The 16351-nt window shown below is 40.6% G+C and carries 16 protein-coding genes; 7 read left to right on the forward strand and 9 right to left on the reverse strand.

What is annotated here, in order from left to right:
• Positions 1-195 precede the first annotated feature (195 nt).
• Entirely contained in the window at positions 196-1827 is a 1632-nt protein-coding gene (locus HMPREF1528_RS10085; protein ID WP_016479660.1) for a C45 family autoproteolytic acyltransferase/hydolase, read from the reverse strand.
• A 424-nt stretch (positions 1828-2251) separates the two neighbouring features.
• Here HMPREF1528_RS10085 and HMPREF1528_RS10090 point away from each other — a divergent pair, with 424 nt between their 5' ends.
• Together HMPREF1528_RS10090 and HMPREF1528_RS10095 are read left to right on the forward strand one after the other, a co-directional pair.
• Positions 2252-4888: a valine--tRNA ligase gene (locus HMPREF1528_RS10090; protein ID WP_016479661.1), complete on the forward strand. Its 2637-nt coding sequence runs from the start codon at positions 2252-2254 to the stop codon at positions 4886-4888.
• 11 nt (positions 4889-4899) lie between these two features.
• Positions 4900-5715 (forward strand): 2,3,4,5-tetrahydropyridine-2,6-dicarboxylate N-succinyltransferase, encoded by an 816-nt coding sequence (locus HMPREF1528_RS10095; RefSeq protein WP_016479662.1) that lies wholly within the window; start codon positions 4900-4902, stop codon positions 5713-5715.
• A gap of 67 nt (positions 5716-5782) precedes the next feature.
• Here the strand turns inward: HMPREF1528_RS10095 and HMPREF1528_RS10100 are convergent, their stop codons facing one another.
• From HMPREF1528_RS10100 to HMPREF1528_RS10135, 8 genes are all read right to left on the reverse strand, one after another.
• Positions 5783-6310 carry an outer membrane beta-barrel protein gene (locus tag HMPREF1528_RS10100; RefSeq protein WP_016479663.1) on the reverse strand — a complete coding sequence of 176 codons (528 nt, stop codon included), beginning with the start codon at positions 6308-6310 and terminating at the stop codon, positions 5783-5785.
• 343 nt (positions 6311-6653) lie between these two features.
• Positions 6654-7163, reverse strand: coding sequence for a gamma carbonic anhydrase family protein (locus tag HMPREF1528_RS10105; protein ID WP_015782541.1), 510 nt, complete (start codon positions 7161-7163; stop codon positions 6654-6656).
• Positions 7144-7371: a DUF3820 family protein gene (locus tag HMPREF1528_RS10110; protein ID WP_002675489.1), complete on the reverse strand. Its 228-nt coding sequence runs from the start codon at positions 7369-7371 to the stop codon at positions 7144-7146. Before HMPREF1528_RS10110 ends, HMPREF1528_RS10105 begins: the two co-directional genes overlap by 20 nt.
• A 53-nt stretch (positions 7372-7424) precedes the next feature.
• Positions 7425-7718 carry a type II toxin-antitoxin system RelE/ParE family toxin gene (locus tag HMPREF1528_RS10115; RefSeq protein ID WP_002675487.1) on the reverse strand — a complete coding sequence of 98 codons (294 nt, stop codon included), beginning with the start codon at positions 7716-7718 and terminating at the stop codon, positions 7425-7427.
• Positions 7690-7953: a hypothetical protein gene (locus HMPREF1528_RS10120; protein ID WP_002675485.1), complete on the reverse strand. Its 264-nt coding sequence runs from the start codon at positions 7951-7953 to the stop codon at positions 7690-7692. The genes HMPREF1528_RS10115 and HMPREF1528_RS10120 overlap by 29 nt, the downstream gene beginning before the upstream one ends.
• Before the next feature lie 150 nt (positions 7954-8103).
• A complete protein-coding gene (bioB, locus tag HMPREF1528_RS10125; protein WP_002675483.1) occupies positions 8104-9231 on the reverse strand; it encodes a biotin synthase BioB in 1128 nt (375 codons plus the stop codon).
• 46 nt (positions 9232-9277) lie between these two features.
• Entirely contained in the window at positions 9278-9952 is a 675-nt protein-coding gene (gene cmk / locus HMPREF1528_RS10130) for a (d)CMP kinase (protein ID WP_002675478.1), read from the reverse strand.
• A 31-nt stretch (positions 9953-9983) separates the two neighbouring features.
• A complete protein-coding gene (locus HMPREF1528_RS10135; RefSeq protein WP_016479664.1) occupies positions 9984-10469 on the reverse strand; it encodes a hypothetical protein in 486 nt (161 codons plus the stop codon).
• 983 nt (positions 10470-11452) lie between these two features.
• Between HMPREF1528_RS10135 and HMPREF1528_RS10140 the strand changes: the two genes are divergently transcribed.
• Genes HMPREF1528_RS10140 through HMPREF1528_RS10160 form a run of 5 tightly spaced genes read left to right on the forward strand, consistent with a single transcriptional unit; the run spans position 11453 to position 16260 of the window.
• Positions 11453-12481: a rod shape-determining protein gene (locus HMPREF1528_RS10140; RefSeq protein WP_002675473.1), complete on the forward strand. Its 1029-nt coding sequence runs from the start codon at positions 11453-11455 to the stop codon at positions 12479-12481.
• Between the two features lie 35 nt (positions 12482-12516).
• Positions 12517-13353, forward strand: coding sequence for a rod shape-determining protein MreC (gene mreC / locus HMPREF1528_RS10145; RefSeq protein ID WP_002675472.1), 837 nt, complete (start codon positions 12517-12519; stop codon positions 13351-13353).
• Positions 13350-13856, forward strand: a complete 507-nt coding sequence (gene mreD, locus HMPREF1528_RS10150; protein WP_009411304.1) for a rod shape-determining protein MreD — start codon at positions 13350-13352, stop codon at positions 13854-13856. The genes mreC and mreD overlap by 4 nt, the downstream gene beginning before the upstream one ends.
• The gene (gene mrdA / locus HMPREF1528_RS10155) at positions 13853-15709 is read left to right on the forward strand and encodes a penicillin-binding protein 2 (RefSeq protein WP_016479665.1); all 1857 of its coding nucleotides are present in this window, start codon (positions 13853-13855) and stop codon (positions 15707-15709) included. The genes mreD and mrdA overlap by 4 nt, the downstream gene beginning before the upstream one ends.
• The gene (locus HMPREF1528_RS10160) at positions 15709-16260 is read left to right on the forward strand and encodes a Maf-like protein (RefSeq protein WP_016479666.1); all 552 of its coding nucleotides are present in this window, start codon (positions 15709-15711) and stop codon (positions 16258-16260) included. The genes mrdA and HMPREF1528_RS10160 overlap by 1 nt, the downstream gene beginning before the upstream one ends.
• Positions 16261-16351 lie beyond the last annotated feature (91 nt).

The raw sequence follows: 16351 nt of genomic DNA on the forward strand, positions 1-16351 counted from the left end.
GCGGATTTAGACCCCGATTGATTTCAATATTATAGAACAAAAGTGCACGGATTTTAGCAACGAGTTGCTTAAATTTCACTGATTATAACGTAAACACAATCGTAAATCAGTGTTATATATATATATCAGACTAATGCTAATTTTAGTAAGATAATTCTTTTTGGATTTCTGCAAAAGCAAGTTTAATACGAGTTATTAATTTTTATTGACTAACTTTTGAATCTTTTCTCGTTCTTCACTATACGGTATTTCGCATTGGAGGGCTTTTTGGAAGAGTTGGTGTGCGGTTTCTTTGTTACCTTGTGTTTGATAAGCTCGCCCTAATAAGTAATAGGCTTTCCAATAATGCGGGTTGAGACTTGTTATGGGCTTTACTTCGTCTATTACAATAGGGGTATGTTCGCGCAAATGTGTTTCTATCTGTTGCTCTAATACCCTATACGCTTCGTAATCCTTAAACGCTTGGGTGTACATAAAAGGGTCGGGCGGAATATTTAAGGAAGTTTGAGGATAAGGGCTGTGCGACGGATAAGCTTTGGTAGCAAATATCTGCTTCAAATCATAGGCTACAAAAGTGCCCAACTGATAAGGAGCTGTCGATACCCATACCAAGCGTTCTTGAGGTTTAAAAATTACTGCGTGATGTGCCAATAGCTGGTTGAGCGCTTTCTCATTGCCATAGCCTATGGAATCGGCGTGTAAGCCTTCGGTACTGCGGAGGAGTGTAGCTATTTTAGAGGGGTTCAGCTTAGGTTCTTCTGTTAGGAACTCCTGCATTTTGGCATATCTATACGCTGAATGCGAAGTGCGTATCTGTTTGAGATTCTTCTTATCTTTCTTGTACACTTCACTTTGGAAATGATTGGTGCAAAGCACTGCATTAGGAGCTTCGTACACCCCAAACTTTTTGGGTGATACCTCGATGATTACTGCTTTGCCGTCGGTAGCACTCCCCACCATTATAGCTTCGGACACGAATACCTTTCGCTTTTTAGCAATGGCAATCGCCTCATCGATATTTTTGGCATACTGCAAGATTTCACGGCAGAGGAGCGAAATAGGGGTGCGAGCTTTCAGCGGAATAGACGACTTTCCCGCATTGATAGTAACCGTAAGACCTTCGAGATTCATACCCGAGAGCACACCTATCATTCCGCCCCAAGCGTAACTCATAAAAGGAATGCCTTCCTCAGGGCGCACAAATCGCACTACTTTTTCAGTAGCAAAGTCATCGGAGAGATAGAAATCGAAATTGCGCCCTATGAGGAGCTGACCATCTTCGGTTTTATCGCCCCAAACCGCTAATGAAGAACAGCCTACGAGCATCAAATCTTGCAAAGCGTGCCCTAAATCGTGAGCCGAATGCAGGTAAAGGGTACGCTGATAAGCAGGGGCTATGTAGTTAAAAATCGTATCGGAGTACTGCGCTTGTCCCCAGAGTTCTTGCCGGAAGGGGGGGATCACACAATTATTGATATCTCGATTGAACCACTTGACGAACTTGCGCAAAAAACGCTGTTTGCGCTCTGAAGGCACAAACTGATTGAGTTTGACAAAGAGCAGACTGTCCTGACGGTGATACAAAGGCTCAGTAAGTGCACCCGAATTGAGCCCTAACTGATAGGGATTTCCTGAAAGGTAGAGCTCCCACAAGCCTTGTTGATTTTTTGCAATATAGTTATCCTGAAAATACTGCAACGTATCATTTAGTGCAGTAATTTGAGGTTTCTGGTACGGATAGGTTACCTCAGGCGGAGTGATTTTCTTGTAGAAAATACCGCAAGAGGTGAGCAGGAGGTAAAAAGTAAGAAGTAAGAGTTTTTTCATTTTGCCGACTCTTCGAACTGCTGATTAAGGTGCAAAAATAGGGATAATTTTTTAATACCCAAAATGCCAATAATGCCAATAATACCAGAAATGCGGAAATTGTAGTTTTCTGAGCATACAGTAAAAATTCGTACGGATTCGGAGAATATCGGAGATAGTCGAAGGTAGTAGGAGAGTATACTTAGCTTATAGAAAGCTTATAGGAAGCTTATACGAATGTTGGACGATTGGTATAGAAAGAATATACAAAGAGTTGATTATTAATGATTAAAAGCTAAAAGTGAATTGTTAAAAAGAGTTAAACAAACCAAAGTAAGACAGAGGGAAAAAGAAAGTAAGACAGAGCAAAAGTAGTTTAAAAATTGGTAATTGGTATTTTTTTACTACTTTTGCAGTCAGAATAGAAATTGGCAAATTAGCACATATGACAGAACCCAAAAAATACAACCCTACTGATTTAGAAGAAAAATGGTATGCCTATTGGCTTGCCCACAACTATTTTCACTCAACCCCCGATGAGCGTACGCCCTATACCATTGTGATTCCGCCTCCTAACGTTACAGGGGTGCTCCATATGGGGCATATGCTCAACAACACCATTCAAGATGTACTTATTCGTCGTGCCCGCCTCAAAGGCTTCAATGCTTGCTGGGTACCAGGTACTGACCACGCTTCTATTGCAACAGAAGCCAAAGTGGTGGCAAAACTCAAAGAACAAGGCATTAAGAAATCTGACCTCACTCGCGAAGAGTTCCTCGTACACGCGTGGGAATGGACACACCAATACGGTGGGGTAATCCTCGAACAACTCAAAAAATTAGGTTGCTCTTGCGACTGGGAACGCACTAAATTCACTATGGACGAGGAGCTTTCGGCTTCGGTTATCAAAGTGTTTGTGGATTTGTACAACAAAGGACAAATATACCGCGGTCACCGTATGGTGAACTGGGATCCAGAGGCTAAAACCACCCTTTCTGATGAAGAGGTGATTTATGAAGAACGACAAGGATTTTTATATCATTTGAAATATCAAATTGAAGGGACGAATGAGTACCTTATAATCGCTACAACGCGCCCTGAAACGATTTTTGGTGATACGGCTATCTGCATCAACCCTAACGATGAGCGTTGGCAACACCTCAAAGGCAAAAAAGCTATTGTGCCTATCTGCAACCGCGTGATTCCGATTATTGAAGATGAGTACGTAGATATGGAATTTGGTACAGGTTGCCTGAAAGTAACCCCTGCCCACGACCCTAACGACAAGGTGTTGGGTGACAAACATCAGTTGGAAGTAATTGACATTTTCAATGATGATGCAACCCTTAATCACTACGGTTTGCACTATGCTGGCAAAGACCGCTTTTTAGTGCGCAAAGAAATAGTAACCGAATTAGAAGAAAAAAACTTACTCGCTAAAAAAGAGACTTATACTAACAAAGTGGGGACGTCAGAGCGTACCAAAGCTGTGATAGAACCCCGTCTTTCTGACCAGTGGTTTCTAAAAATGGACACCCTTATCCAGCCAGCTATCAAGGCGGTATTGGAAGACGAAAGCATTAAACTATATCCTAAGAAATTCGAAAATACTTATCGCCATTGGGTAGAAAACGTACGCGATTGGAATATCTCACGCCAATTGTGGTGGGGGCAACAAATTCCTGCTTACTACTACGGCGAAGGTAAAGACCAATTTGTAGTAGCCGAAACTAAGGCAGAAGCCCTCGCTTTGGCTAAAGAAAAGAGCGGCAATGCACATCTTACTGAAGCCGATTTGCGACAAGATGAAGATGCTCTCGATACTTGGTTCTCGTCTTGGTTATGGCCAATGAGCGTTTTCAACGGTATTTTAGAGCCTAATAATCCTGAAATTGAGTATTATTACCCAACCAACGATTTGGTAACAGGACCTGATATCCTTTTCTTCTGGGTAACCCGAATGATTGTAGCAGGCTTTGAGTACAAAGGCGAGCGTCCGTTTAGCAATGTGTACCTCACCGGATTGGTACGCGACAAACAACGCCGCAAGATGTCTAAATCTTTAGGCAACTCACCCGATGCACTCAAACTCATCGCCAATTACGGTGCTGATGGCGTGCGCGTGGGGCTCTTGCTCTCATCAGCAGCAGGTAATGACTTGCTGTTTGACGAAGCCCTTTGTCAACAAGGAAAAGGATTTGGCAACAAATTGTGGAATGCCTTCCAATTGGTAAAAAGCTGGCAAGTGGATAACTCGGTAGCACAACCTGCAGCTGCTCAGCTCGCTTTGCAATGGTTTGAAGCTAAGTTCAACGCAGTGCTCACCGAAGTAGAAGACCATTTTGAGAAATATCGCATCTCCGATGCTCTAATGGCAATTTATAAACTCGCCTGGGACGACTTCTGTGCGTGGCTTTTGGAAATGGTAAAACCCGAATACGGCAAACCGATGGACAAAGCAACTTACGAGGGCGTGGTAGCCGCTTTTGAGAATTTACTAAAACTCCTCCACCCCTTTATGCCTTTCCTTACCGAGGAAATATGGCAAAGTTTAGCACCTCGTACCCCTGAACAAGCCCTTATCGTGGCTACTTACCCCACCGTACAGCCGTACGACGAAAAACTATTGGCTGAATTTGACTTTGCTGCCGAAGTAATAGCAGGTATCCGCACGGTGCGCAAAGAGAAGAATATACCTTTCAAAACACCGCTTAGCCTTTCAGTATTAAACAAAGAGCAAGTGAGCAATCGTTTTGATGTGGTACTTAGCAAAATGGGCGGACTTGATGCTATTACCGAAGTAAGTACAGCCATAGAAGGCGCAATGTCTTTCCGCGTAAAAGCTAATGAATACTTTATTCCTATCGGGGGGGCTGTAAATGTAGAAGAGGAACTTAAAAAACTACAAGAGGAACTCACCTATACACAAGGCTTTTTAGCATCGGTACGCAAGAAACTTTCTAATGAGAAGTTTGTAAACTCAGCACCTGCTCAAGTAGTAGATAACGAGCGTAAAAAAGAAGCTGATGCATTAGCGAAAATTGAAACACTTGAAAAAGCGATAAAAGCAATTAACAATTGATAATTAGATAAATGGAACACTTAAAACAAATGATAGATGAGGCGTGGGAGAATCGCTCACTGCTTCGTGAGGAAATTGTACAACAGACTATCCGTGAGGTGATTCACCTCTTGGATTTAGGTAAATTGCGAGTGGCAGAGCCTACTGCCGATGGCTGGAAAGTAAACGAATGGGTGAAAAAAGCTGTAGTGCTTTACTTCCCTATCCAAAATATGAAACCCGTAGAAGTGGGTATCTTTGAGTTTCACGATAAGATTCCGCTCAAACACAACTACGACGAGAAAGGAGTGCGCGTAGTACCACCTGCTGTAGCACGTCGTGGTGCTTTTATTGCCAAAGGAGCTATACTGATGCCCAGCTATGTGAATATAGGGGCGTATGTAGATGAAGGTACAATGGTAGATACGTGGGCTACTGTGGGTAGTTGTGCCCAAATAGGCAAGCACGTGCACTTGAGTGGTGGCGTAGGTGTAGGAGGCGTATTAGAACCCTTGCAAGCAGCCCCTGTGATAGTAGAAGACGGGGCTTTCATCGGGTCGCGTTGTATCTTGGTAGAAGGAGTGCGCGTAGGCAAAGAAGCGGTACTTGGTGCTAATGTAGTACTTACAGCCTCTACTAAAATCATTGATGTAACGGGCAGTGAACCTAAAGAACTGAAAGGCTATGTTCCCGAACGCTCAGTAGTGATCCCTGGTAGTTACACCAAGCACTTCCCTGCTGGCGATTATCAAGTGCCTTGTGCCCTTATCATCGGGCAGCGTAAAGCCTCAACCGATAAGAAAACTTCACTAAATGATGCTCTAAGAGAATATGGAGTTTCTGTATAAGAAAAGTGATGAGGATATAAAATAGAAAAGGCTACCCAAAAGGTAGCCTTTTTAATAGATAATAGATTTAGAATTTATATCCTATCTTAATACCAAAGTTAGGTTCGATAGCCCAGAACTTCTTATTTTCATTAACTTGTTTACCAAAGTTTCGTGCAATATTTGCAAAAGGAGCAATGATAAAGGTATCGTCGAGGTTCCATTGATAACCTGCTCCTACACCTAAGATAAAACTATCTAAACGCGTTTTTACTCCATCTTCAGAGAATGTTCCAAAACGTTGTTTAATAAAAGGATTTACATAGAGCCCTGTGCCTCCATCTTCTTCAAAATAGTAGTTATATCCTATTTGAATACTAGTAGCTTTATACTTTTCTCCACTCTTTTTAGGGAATACAGAAAAGCGGTCGTTAAAGAAAATAGTTCCTTCGATAGACTGATTAGGAGCTATGTAATATTCATAACCTAACTCTACAGAAGCTAACCATATAACATTCAAGATATTCAAGTTTACTTGATGTTGGTGGAAATCACTTTGGGCAAATGTTTTTGCTGAGAAAAACATAAGCATTACAGCTACAATAATTTTTTTCATCGGTTTTCTTAGTTTAAAAATAATGGCAAAGATACTACTTTTATGCTAATACACAAAAATAATACTATAAAATCAAAAAAGTCCAGTGTGTAGCACACTGGACTTTTATATGTAAAACTAACTAATTCACTTGTGAAGAAAAGGTAACAACTATTAAAAACACTAAAAAAGAATACAGACTTCACAAGGAATCGCAAACGAAATATAAAGACTTTACTACTATTATATTCCTTTACTAATAGTGGGGCAAAGGTATATATTATTTTGAATACATCCAAATAAATAGTAGAATAATTTTAAATAACATATATTTAATACTGATAATCAACACGTAGCATATTCTCTATTTTTCTATCCAACTTGCATATTTGGGATAGTTTAGGGCAGTTCGCTCGATGAGAGTCCTCTGTTCATCGGTAATATTTTTGAGTTTTTTAGCAGGAACGCCAGCATAGAGGCTCCCTTTTTCTATATGAGTATTAGGAGGTACTACGGCTCCAGCAGCTACAATGCTATGGCTTTCTACCACACATCCGTCCATTACGATGCTTCCCATACCTATAAGCACATCATCTTCGATAGTACAGCCGTGTACAATAGCATTATGCCCTATAGACACGCGATTGCCAATGGTTGTGGGGTGTGTTTGATAGGTAGCGTGAATCACTACACCATCTTGGATATTGGTGTCATCACCTATGCAAATAGTGTTTACATCGCCACGAATAACCGCATTATACCACACCGTACAGTGGTCGCCTAAGTGCACATCACCGGTAAGAGTAGCATTTTCAGCAAAAAAGCAACCTTCCCCAAAGGTAGGTTGCTTTCCGTTAACTTTCTTGACTAACATATTCTTTTAGTTTATCGATTATCTCTTGTAGACCATTAGTTTTTATCTCGAAAGTAGTAGCCAATAGCATTCCTAATTTTCCTTTGGGAAATCCTTGGGTGCTAAACCACTCGAGGTAATAGGAAGGCAAATCAGCAATCATAGTACCCTTGTACTTGCCATAAGGCATTGGGGTTGTGATGATTTCTTTGAGAATTTCAGAGTTCATAGAGAAAATTAGAAAATTAGCAGATTAGGAAATTTTTGAATTAATCAGGCAATTTAGAACAAAGGTTTCTGTTTAGAACTTCTAAAATGGCGTATTTCTATTATATTTTTTTCTTTATCAACTTTGTAATAAACAAGAAATTTTCCTTTTAGAATAGTTCGCCTATAAATATTTAGGTCTTTGTTATAATACGATAATGCATACGGATCTATTGAAATCTCCTTTTCTAAATCTATCAAAGCCTTAGTAATTTTATCGGAATAAGAAAAACTACCATTTCTTTCGTCCCAATAATCAAGTGTATCGTTATAATTTCTTTCAGCTTCTTGAGTCCACTTTACTTTCATAACGTTGTCTTCTTCGTTCTGTAGCCCTTCTGTGTACTTCAGAACTATCCACTAACATTCCTAATCTTGATTGTTCTTCTGAAAGAGCTAAACTTCTAAGGTCTTCTTCAGTAAGCTCACTAAAATCATCTGCTCTTTCTACAACTGTTGTTTTTAGTTTAAACTTATCAAACAATGGTTGAAATATGGATAATTCTGTGGGATTAAAAGTTATTTTTAATGTGGTTGTATCCATAGTTTAACAATTAAAAGTTGTCTATTTCTTTGTAAATTAACAAATCTGTGAATTAATTAGGCGATTTTTCAACTTCGTCAAAGGTAAGAGCCACACTGGCAAGAAACTTTGGCAAAGTGTAGGGCGTAAATTCGCAAAGCAATTGTGATATTAGTGTGTAGCTCGTACTCTTTTTCCTTCGTTGCGCTCTATTTTATGGTTAGGGCGCGTCCATTTAGGGTTTTCACCTAAGGAATGATATTGAGAATCGGCTGCTTCTACCGTTTTAGGCTGTGGATGCGTTTCAAAAGGTTTCTGAATACGCATACCGAGTACACCGAGCATTTGCATATCCTCATTGATATCGGGGTTAGGAGTGGTGAGGAGCTTATCGCCTGCGAAGATAGAGTTGGCTCCCGCAAAGAAACAGAGAGCTTGTCCTTCTTGGCTCATTTGGGTACGACCTGCGGAAAGGCGCACTTGCGATTGTGGCATCACGATACGCGCGGTGGCTACCATACGCACCATCTCGAAGATATCTACGGGCTCACAGTCTTCCAAAGGTGTTCCTTCTACGGGCACTAAGGCATTGATAGGCACCGACTCGGGTTGTGGATTGAGCGTAGAGAGTGCTACGAGCATTCCGGCGCGGTCTTCGAGTGATTCACCCATACCAATAATCCCTCCACTGCACACAGTGATATTGGTTTTGCGCACGTTGTCAATCGTTTTAAGGCGGTCGTCATAACTACGGGTAGAAATGATTTCTTTGTAGTATTCTTCTGACGTATCGAGGTTGTGATTGTAAGCATACAAGCCTGCTTCCGCCAAACGTTTGGCTTGGTTTTCGGTAAGCATACCGAGTGTACAGCACACTTCCATATCCAGCTTATTGATAGTGCGCACCATTTCGAGCACCTGTTCAAATTCGGGACCATCTTTTACGTTACGCCACGCTGCCCCCATACACACACGTGAAGCTCCTGCTGATTTAGCACGAAGGGCTTGGGCTTTTACGTGAGTAACACTCATCATATCGGCGTTTTCTATTTTTACTTCGGTTTCGTAACGCGCCGATTGCGGACAGTAAGCACAGTCTTCGGAGCAACCTCCGGTTTTAATAGAGAGAAGTGTAGAGACTTGTACCGAGTTAGGGTCGTGATATTTACGGTGCACGGTAGCGGCTTCGTAGAGCAACTCCATTAGGGGTTTATTGTAAATAGCCATTATTTCTTCTTTCGTCCAATTATGACGAGTTTCGGCATTGCTACAGCCACACGTATGTTGATTTTCGCACATAGTTCTTTTCTTTATTTCGGGGGCAAAGATACAAAACAATTGACAATTAACAATTAACAAATGCTAAGATTTTTTGTACTTGTTCCTCTATCGTAAGATTGGTATTATCGATAACTATGGCATCATTGGCTTTTTTGAGAGGTGACTCTTTGCGGGTAGTATCGATATGGTCGCGGTGCTGGATATTGGCAAGCACTTCGTCGAACGATGCTTTATCGCCTTTGGCTTGTAACTCTTTATAACGGCGCTGGGCGCGCACCTGTTCGCTAGCGGTCATAAATATTTTAAGTTCAGCATTCGGGAATACCGTTGTACCTATATCGCGTCCATCCATTACAATACCTTTGTCTTTACCCATTTTGCGTTGAAGGTCTACTAAGTAAGTGCGCACCTCGGGTTGTTTGGCAACTTCGCTCACCCAATTGGCTATTTCAATACCGCGTATTTCGTTTTCGATATTCTTACCGTCTAAATAAATTTCAGAAAATCCTAACTCAGGGTTGTATACGAACTTTATTTCCGACTTTCGCAGGGCTTTCATCAGCGGTTTTACTTCGATGCCCGAGGTAGAAACATAGCCTTTTTCTAAGGCTAAATAAGTAACGGCGCGGTACATCGCACCTGTATCGATATAGACGTAGCCCAACGCTTTGGCTACGGCTTTGGCAGTAGTACTCTTTCCTGTTGAGGAATAGCCATCAATGGCAATGATAATATTCATTAGTGTTTAGTTATTAGTTTTTAATCGTTAGTTATTTGTAGAGTGATGGAGCTATTTCTATTTCGGTTACAACTTTTTTGTTTTTATCGTAGTAATAATAGTACAGCGTTATATTGTTATCAATGAAAAAGCGCATCTTTCCGCGATTGCTTTTTAGTTTTTGTACAATAGCTTCCTTAGCTACCGATGCGTCAAACTCTACTCCTTCGGAATCGAAATTAAAGAGGGTTACATAATACCCCATAGTTTTTTCTCCTTTTAGGGCAACACTATCTAAGCGTACCCCCTCTTCTATTATTTGTGGTAACTGCTGGTTCATTTCGGCTACTTGATTCTTCATTTCATCGGTAACTAAATTGTGTTTACCTTTTGAAAAGAAGGAATTTGTGAGATAGCGCGTCGTAAAAAATGCCGCTAAAAATACCACAACAAAAGACACCACACCCACTATTAGTGCCATAATGTTTTTAGTGCGTTTGTTCTTTCGGGTTTCCTGAGTGTTAAGAAAATCGTTCATTTTTATCTCTTTTTAACGCTACAAAGATATAAAACAAAATGCAAACTGCAATGCCCTGATGCGTTTTTATCTTAAAAAAGTACGACTACCTAATGATAAATACTTAAAAACAATGAGATAAGAAAATTTGAAAATTAGGAAATGAGGAAATGAGGTGGAGTTACAAGAAACGTGCTAGCGGAGGGGATTAACTTTGCCAAAGGTCGTAGCACGACAGGCGGGTGCGAGTCGTACGGGCAGATTAATTAGTAAATTAGAAAATGAGCAAATGAGGAGGTATGAGTCCTTAGGTCACAGACGATAGGGTGGAGAAGCGACAGTAGTTATTGTTGTATAAACATCCCCCTAGCCCCCTTCAAAGGGGGAATGTAGTGACGGAAAAGCGACGGACAGGTGGAAAAATTGGAGAATTAGGAAATTAGCAAATGGGAGAGGGTTGAGGGATTCGGAAGGTATCGGAGAGAAACGGAAGAGGCAATTCAGATGAAAGGTAAAAAATGAGCTGTAATTTGGGTGGGGTTAGCTTATAGAGAGCTTATAGGAAGCTTATACGAATCTTGGACGATTGGTATAGAAAGGGTATATAAATAATTGATTAATAATATAATACAACAGCGCTAAAAATGTTAAAAACAGGGTTTCGAGGCGAAAGAAAAGGGAATGAGTAATGGATAAGGATAGGAACTCGGGGCTTACTCAAAAGTAGGTGAGCTATTGTAGAACGCTATACGAGATTAGAAATTAGTTTTACGTATACCCAAAAGATGTTATATTATATCGAATAGACATTATTTAATAGAAATTCATATGAACTGATAAACAGTGAGATAAGAGGAGGTTAGCCATAAAGTTTTGAGAAAAAGTACAAGAATATTTGTGTAGGTCAAAAAAAAATCGTAAAATTGCACCCGCAAAAAGTAGTGTCTACAAAACACTTAAATAACTGATTTATAAGGTAAATATATAATAGAAAGAAAAATAATATGGGTTTTTTTGATTTCTTGACAGAAGAAATAGCCATTGATTTGGGTACTGCGAACACCCTCATTATTCACAATGACAGGGTAGTGATTGATAGTCCATCGATTGTAGCAATAGATAGGACAACCAGAAGAATTATAGCCGTAGGTAGAGAAGCACGGCTAATGCAAGGGAAAACACACCCTAATATCACGACTGTTCGTCCGCTAAAAGACGGGGTAATTGCCGACTTTGACGCTTCGGAACAGATGATAGGAATGCTCATTAAGAGTATACCTGCGTTGCGCAAACGCTTTTTCTCGCCTTCGTTGCGTATGGTAGTTTGTATTCCCTCAGGAATTACCGAGGTGGAAACGCGTGCGGTACGCGAGTCGTGCGAACGTGTGAACGGTAAGGATATTTACCTCGTACACGAACCGATGGCAGCGGCTATTGGTATAGGGCTTGACATTATGCAACCTAAGGGTAATATGATTATCGACATAGGTGGGGGTACTACCGAGATTGCGGTGATTGCCTTAGGGGGTATTGTATGCGACAAGTCGGTAAAAATTGCAGGGGATATTTTCAACTCGGATATTGTGCACTATATGCGTACGCAACACAACCTTTACGTAGGGGAAAGTACTGCAGAAAACATTAAGATGACCGTAGGAGCTGCTACTGAAGACCTTGATGCCCCACCAGATGATATTATGGTACAAGGGCGTGACCTGCTCACCGGTAAACCTAAGCAAGTGCAAGTATCCTACCGCGAAATGGTGAAAGCACTGGATAAGTCTATTCTTCGTATAGAAGATGCTATAATGGAGACACTTTCGCAAACGCCTCCTGAATTGGCTGCCGATATCTATAATACAGGTATCTATATGGCAGGTGGTGGGTCGATGTTGCGGGGATTAGACAAACGTATTTCTATGAAAACTGACCTCCCTGTATACGTAGCCGAAGACCCTTTGCGTGCCGTAGTACGTGGAACAGGTATCACTCTAAAAAACATTAACAAATTCAGAAGTATTTTATTAAAGTAAAAATAGATAGAGGTAAGAGATAAGAAACAAGAGGTATGAACCAAATCATTCAATTCTTTATGAGGTCGAGGGATTTTTTTGTGTTCCTCGCACTGTTCTTATGCGCTATTGGTTTGGTTTTTAACAGCAATTATTATCCTCAGAGTGCTTACATAAACTCAGCGAATGCAGTATCGGGTAGGCTTTACAGTTTCACAGACTACTGGGCACAATATTTTAGCTTACGCGGTCAGAACGAAACCCTTACTGAGGAGAATCGAGCTCTGCGCTCACAACTCTTACGGATGGAACAGCAAATCCGCAATATATCTCTTGTAGATTCGGTGTCATTCCCCACTACCGATTCACTGAAATACAAGGTACTTAAAGCAAATGTGATAAAAAATAGTTTCCGTTTAAAAAACAACTACCTCACTATCGACAAAGGTACGAAAGACGGTGTAAAGCAAGATATGGGAGTGCTCTCGCCACAGGGAGTTGTGGGAATAATAGAGAATACTTCGGAGAGGTTTGCTACTGTACAAAGTGTACTGAATACTAGATCGGCACTGAATGCAATGGTGAAGCGCACACAACACTTTGGTTCATTGCGTTGGGATACTAGAGAGGTGAATAAAGTACAGCTGTTAGAAGTACCTAATATAGCCCCTATACAGAATGGAGATACGATTGTAACAGGGGGTATGTCGAACATATTCCCCAAGGGAATTCCTATTGGCAGGATAGTTCATTTTGAAAAGAGCAAAAAGGATAATACGTATATCATTGATGTAAAGCTATTTGCTGATATGTCAAACCTTGAATATGTGTATATTATTGAAGATAGAGATAGAGCAGCCGTTTCTGACTTAGAAAAACAGAATCCAAAATGAGTCACCCCGTAGTAAGAAATGTATACTTATTTGTATTCTTAGTGTTGTTGCAGGTACTCATCTTCAACAATGTGGAGTATTGGGGCTATGTAAATCCGATGGTTTACATAGTGTTTATACTGTTATTACCCTATCGTGAAAACAGAATGCCTTCATTGGTAGCAGCATTTTTAATAGGGTTGTGTATAGACATTTTTTCTAATACGGGAGGGTTGCACGCTGCCAGTAGTGTACTCATAGCTTATTTGCGTAATCCGATACTACTAACAGTATTTGGCAAGAATTTTGAGTATCAAGAATTGGATTTGCTCGCTTATCCGTTTTCTAAGATTTTTAGCTATACAACCTTGATGGTGGTAGTGCATCACACACTGTTTTATTTCTTAGAAGTCTTTAACTTCAATCACTTGTTTCTTACATTAGCAAAGATTGTAGGAGCATCTATCTTCACTATCATCGTTTGTTTGCTATTCATCTATCTGTTTAGTAAAAATAAGAAATGAGAAAATATCTGTTGCCCATTATTATTCTTTTTGTGGCAGTGGTGTTCTTAGTACGGTTATTCTTCTTACAAGTAATATTTCACGAGGAAAATACAGGAATTGACAACATTGCTATTGAAACGGTATACGATTACCCCGAACGCGGGTATATTTACGACCGTAATGGAGAACTATTGGTATCGAACCAACCTGCCTATGACGTGATGGTTGTGCCCAGTGAGGTGAAAACTCTCGATACTTTAGAGCTTTGTGGACTCCTTGAAATCAGTAAAGAAGAGTTTAGGGAACGACTCATAAAAGCAAGTGATTACTCACGCAAAAAACCTTCGGTAATCGTACACCAGCTCTCCAAAGACGATTATGCCGTACTACAAGAAAAATTGCGCAAGTTTCAAGGATTTTATATACAGAAGCGAATGCTCCGCAGTTACCTCACCCACAATGCGGGGAATGTATTGGGATATATCAGCGAGGTAAATGAATGGGAACTAAAAAAGAACCCTTATTACTTAGCTGGTGAACTGATAGGGCGCAGTGGGGTAGAAAAACAATACGAGGAATTCTTACGAGGTAAAAAAGGTGTACAATTCTTCCAAAAGGACAAACACAACGCTGCCATTGAACGCTATAAAAATGGCGCAATGGATACTTTGCCTATCACTGGACAACCTTTGCAACTAACCATAGACATCAATTTGCAAGCCTATGGCGAAATGCTGATGCAACACAAACACGGCGGAATTGTAGCTATAGAACCTAAAACAGGTGAGATTCTCGCATTGATATCAGCGCCTACTTTTGACCCTGCTCTGTTGGTAGGACGTGAACGCTCTAAGAACTACACAGCCCTTTATAACGATTCGATTGCTAAACCTCTTTACGACCGCACACTATTAGCAGAATACCCACCAGGGTCGCCATTTAAAGTAATAAACGCACTCATAGGCTTACAGGAAGGTGTGATAACACCAGGTAGTGTGTTCAGCTGTGGAGGAGGTTATCGTTTTGGAGGGCGTATAATGCGTTGCCACTGCGGGCGCAGTTCTAATGACTTATTACACGGGATAGCTTTTTCTTGTAACTCTTATTTTGCAAATACCTATAAGCGTGCTATTGATATGAAAACCACTTCGGCAGTGGGTATGGACAAGTGGAATGCTCACGTACGAAGTTTTGGATTGGGAAGCTTTTTAGGTGCAGACTTACCGACAGGACGTGCAGGGAAAGTGCCTAATACTGCTTTGTATGACAAACAATATGGTGGTCGCTGGAACGGCACAACCAATATTTCTAATGCTATTGGGCAAGGAGAATTGCTCACCACTCCTATACAGCTTGCTAATGTGATGGCAGCCATCGCTAATAGAGGTTATTACTATACCCCTCATATCGTAAAAAAAATAGATAATAAAATTACTCCATTTCAAGAGTATACCGTTGCTAAACACACTACAATAGCCCCTAAGAACTTTGAACCTGTGATTAGAGGTATGAATATGGCATATGAGCAAGGTACTGCACGCCGTACCCAAATTGAAGGTATTAATATCGCTGCTAAAACAGGTACCGCCGAAAACTTTATAAAAGTGAATGGCAAGCGTATGCAACTTACTGACCACTCTATATTTGTAGCTTTTGCCCCCATAGAAGACCCTAAGATTGCTATTGCCGTATTTGTGGAAAACGGATATTACGGAGCACGAGTAGCTGCTCCCATCGCCTCACTAATGATTGAAAAATACCTGAAAGGGGAAGTATACCGCTGCGACCTCGAAAAGCAAATGCTCGAAAAGAGTCTTGAAGACGAATATATGAAGCCTTATAGCGGATTGCCTTTTACCATCAACCGATAATGAAAAAGATTATATTAGCCTCAGGCTCACCGCGCCGTCAGCAGTTCTTGAAAGAATTAGATATCCCTTATGAGGTAGTTCTCAAACCCATAGACGAAACCTACCCTAAACACTTAAAGCGAGAGCAAATCACCGACTATCTCGCCCAGCTGAAAGCTACGCCCTTTGCGGGTGAAATACCTACGGATTGTGTGCTTCTCACCTCTGATACTATTGTGTGGCACGAAGGTAAAGCCCTTGGTAAACCCAAAGACACTACCGAAGCCTTTGCAATGTTGCGTTCGCTCTCGGGGAAGACTCACGAGGTAATTACCTCTATATGTTTTACTACTAATGAAAAGCAAATAACGGAACACTGCATTACGAAAGTAACCTTTAAAGAACTTTCCGATGACGAAATAACCTATTACATCAGTCACTATCAGCCATTTGACAAAGCAGGAGCTTATGGTATACAGGAGTGGATAGGACATATAGGAGTTACCACTATTGAAGGCTCTTATAACAACGTAATGGGACTGCCTACGCATTTAATTAAAGAACAAATATAAAAAGAAGTAAACTCTGGTAATTCTTGAATTTTACCAGAGTTTTTTCTTATATACTAATTAGCTTAAACTATTAAGAAACAATTTATTAAGA

The sequence above is a fragment of the Capnocytophaga sp. oral taxon 336 str. F0502 genome (assembly GCF_000411575.1).
In the GTDB taxonomy this organism is placed as follows: domain Bacteria; phylum Bacteroidota; class Bacteroidia; order Flavobacteriales; family Flavobacteriaceae; genus Capnocytophaga; species Capnocytophaga ochracea.

Excerpts from the sequence above, each read along its gene's own strand:
- mreD (WP_009411304.1), top strand. The coding sequence starts at position 13,350 with ATGAGTCACCCCGTAGTAAGAAATGTATACTTATTTGTATTCTTAGTG.
- bioB (WP_002675483.1), bottom strand. The coding sequence starts at position 9,231 with ATGTGCGAAAATCAACATACGTGTGGCTGTAGCAATGCCGAAACTCGT.
- HMPREF1528_RS10120 (WP_002675485.1), bottom strand. The coding sequence starts at position 7,953 with ATGGATACAACCACATTAAAAATAACTTTTAATCCCACAGAATTATCC.
- HMPREF1528_RS10110 (WP_002675489.1), bottom strand. The coding sequence starts at position 7,371 with ATGAACTCTGAAATTCTCAAAGAAATCATCACAACCCCAATGCCTTAT.
- mreC (WP_002675472.1), top strand. The coding sequence starts at position 12,517 with ATGAACCAAATCATTCAATTCTTTATGAGGTCGAGGGATTTTTTTGTG.
- HMPREF1528_RS10115 (WP_002675487.1), bottom strand. The coding sequence starts at position 7,718 with ATGAAAGTAAAGTGGACTCAAGAAGCTGAAAGAAATTATAACGATACA.
- HMPREF1528_RS10095 (WP_016479662.1), top strand. The coding sequence starts at position 4,900 with ATGGAACACTTAAAACAAATGATAGATGAGGCGTGGGAGAATCGCTCA.
- HMPREF1528_RS10090 (WP_016479661.1), top strand. The coding sequence starts at position 2,252 with ATGACAGAACCCAAAAAATACAACCCTACTGATTTAGAAGAAAAATGG.
- HMPREF1528_RS10085 (WP_016479660.1), bottom strand. The coding sequence starts at position 1,827 with ATGAAAAAACTCTTACTTCTTACTTTTTACCTCCTGCTCACCTCTTGC.
- HMPREF1528_RS10100 (WP_016479663.1), bottom strand. The coding sequence starts at position 6,310 with ATGAAAAAAATTATTGTAGCTGTAATGCTTATGTTTTTCTCAGCAAAA.
- HMPREF1528_RS10105 (WP_015782541.1), bottom strand. The coding sequence starts at position 7,163 with ATGTTAGTCAAGAAAGTTAACGGAAAGCAACCTACCTTTGGGGAAGGT.
- cmk (WP_002675478.1), bottom strand. The coding sequence starts at position 9,952 with ATGAATATTATCATTGCCATTGATGGCTATTCCTCAACAGGAAAGAGT.
- HMPREF1528_RS10160 (WP_016479666.1), top strand. The coding sequence starts at position 15,709 with ATGAAAAAGATTATATTAGCCTCAGGCTCACCGCGCCGTCAGCAGTTC.
- mrdA (WP_016479665.1), top strand. The coding sequence starts at position 13,853 with ATGAGAAAATATCTGTTGCCCATTATTATTCTTTTTGTGGCAGTGGTG.
- HMPREF1528_RS10140 (WP_002675473.1), top strand. The coding sequence starts at position 11,453 with ATGGGTTTTTTTGATTTCTTGACAGAAGAAATAGCCATTGATTTGGGT.
- HMPREF1528_RS10135 (WP_016479664.1), bottom strand. The coding sequence starts at position 10,469 with ATGAACGATTTTCTTAACACTCAGGAAACCCGAAAGAACAAACGCACT.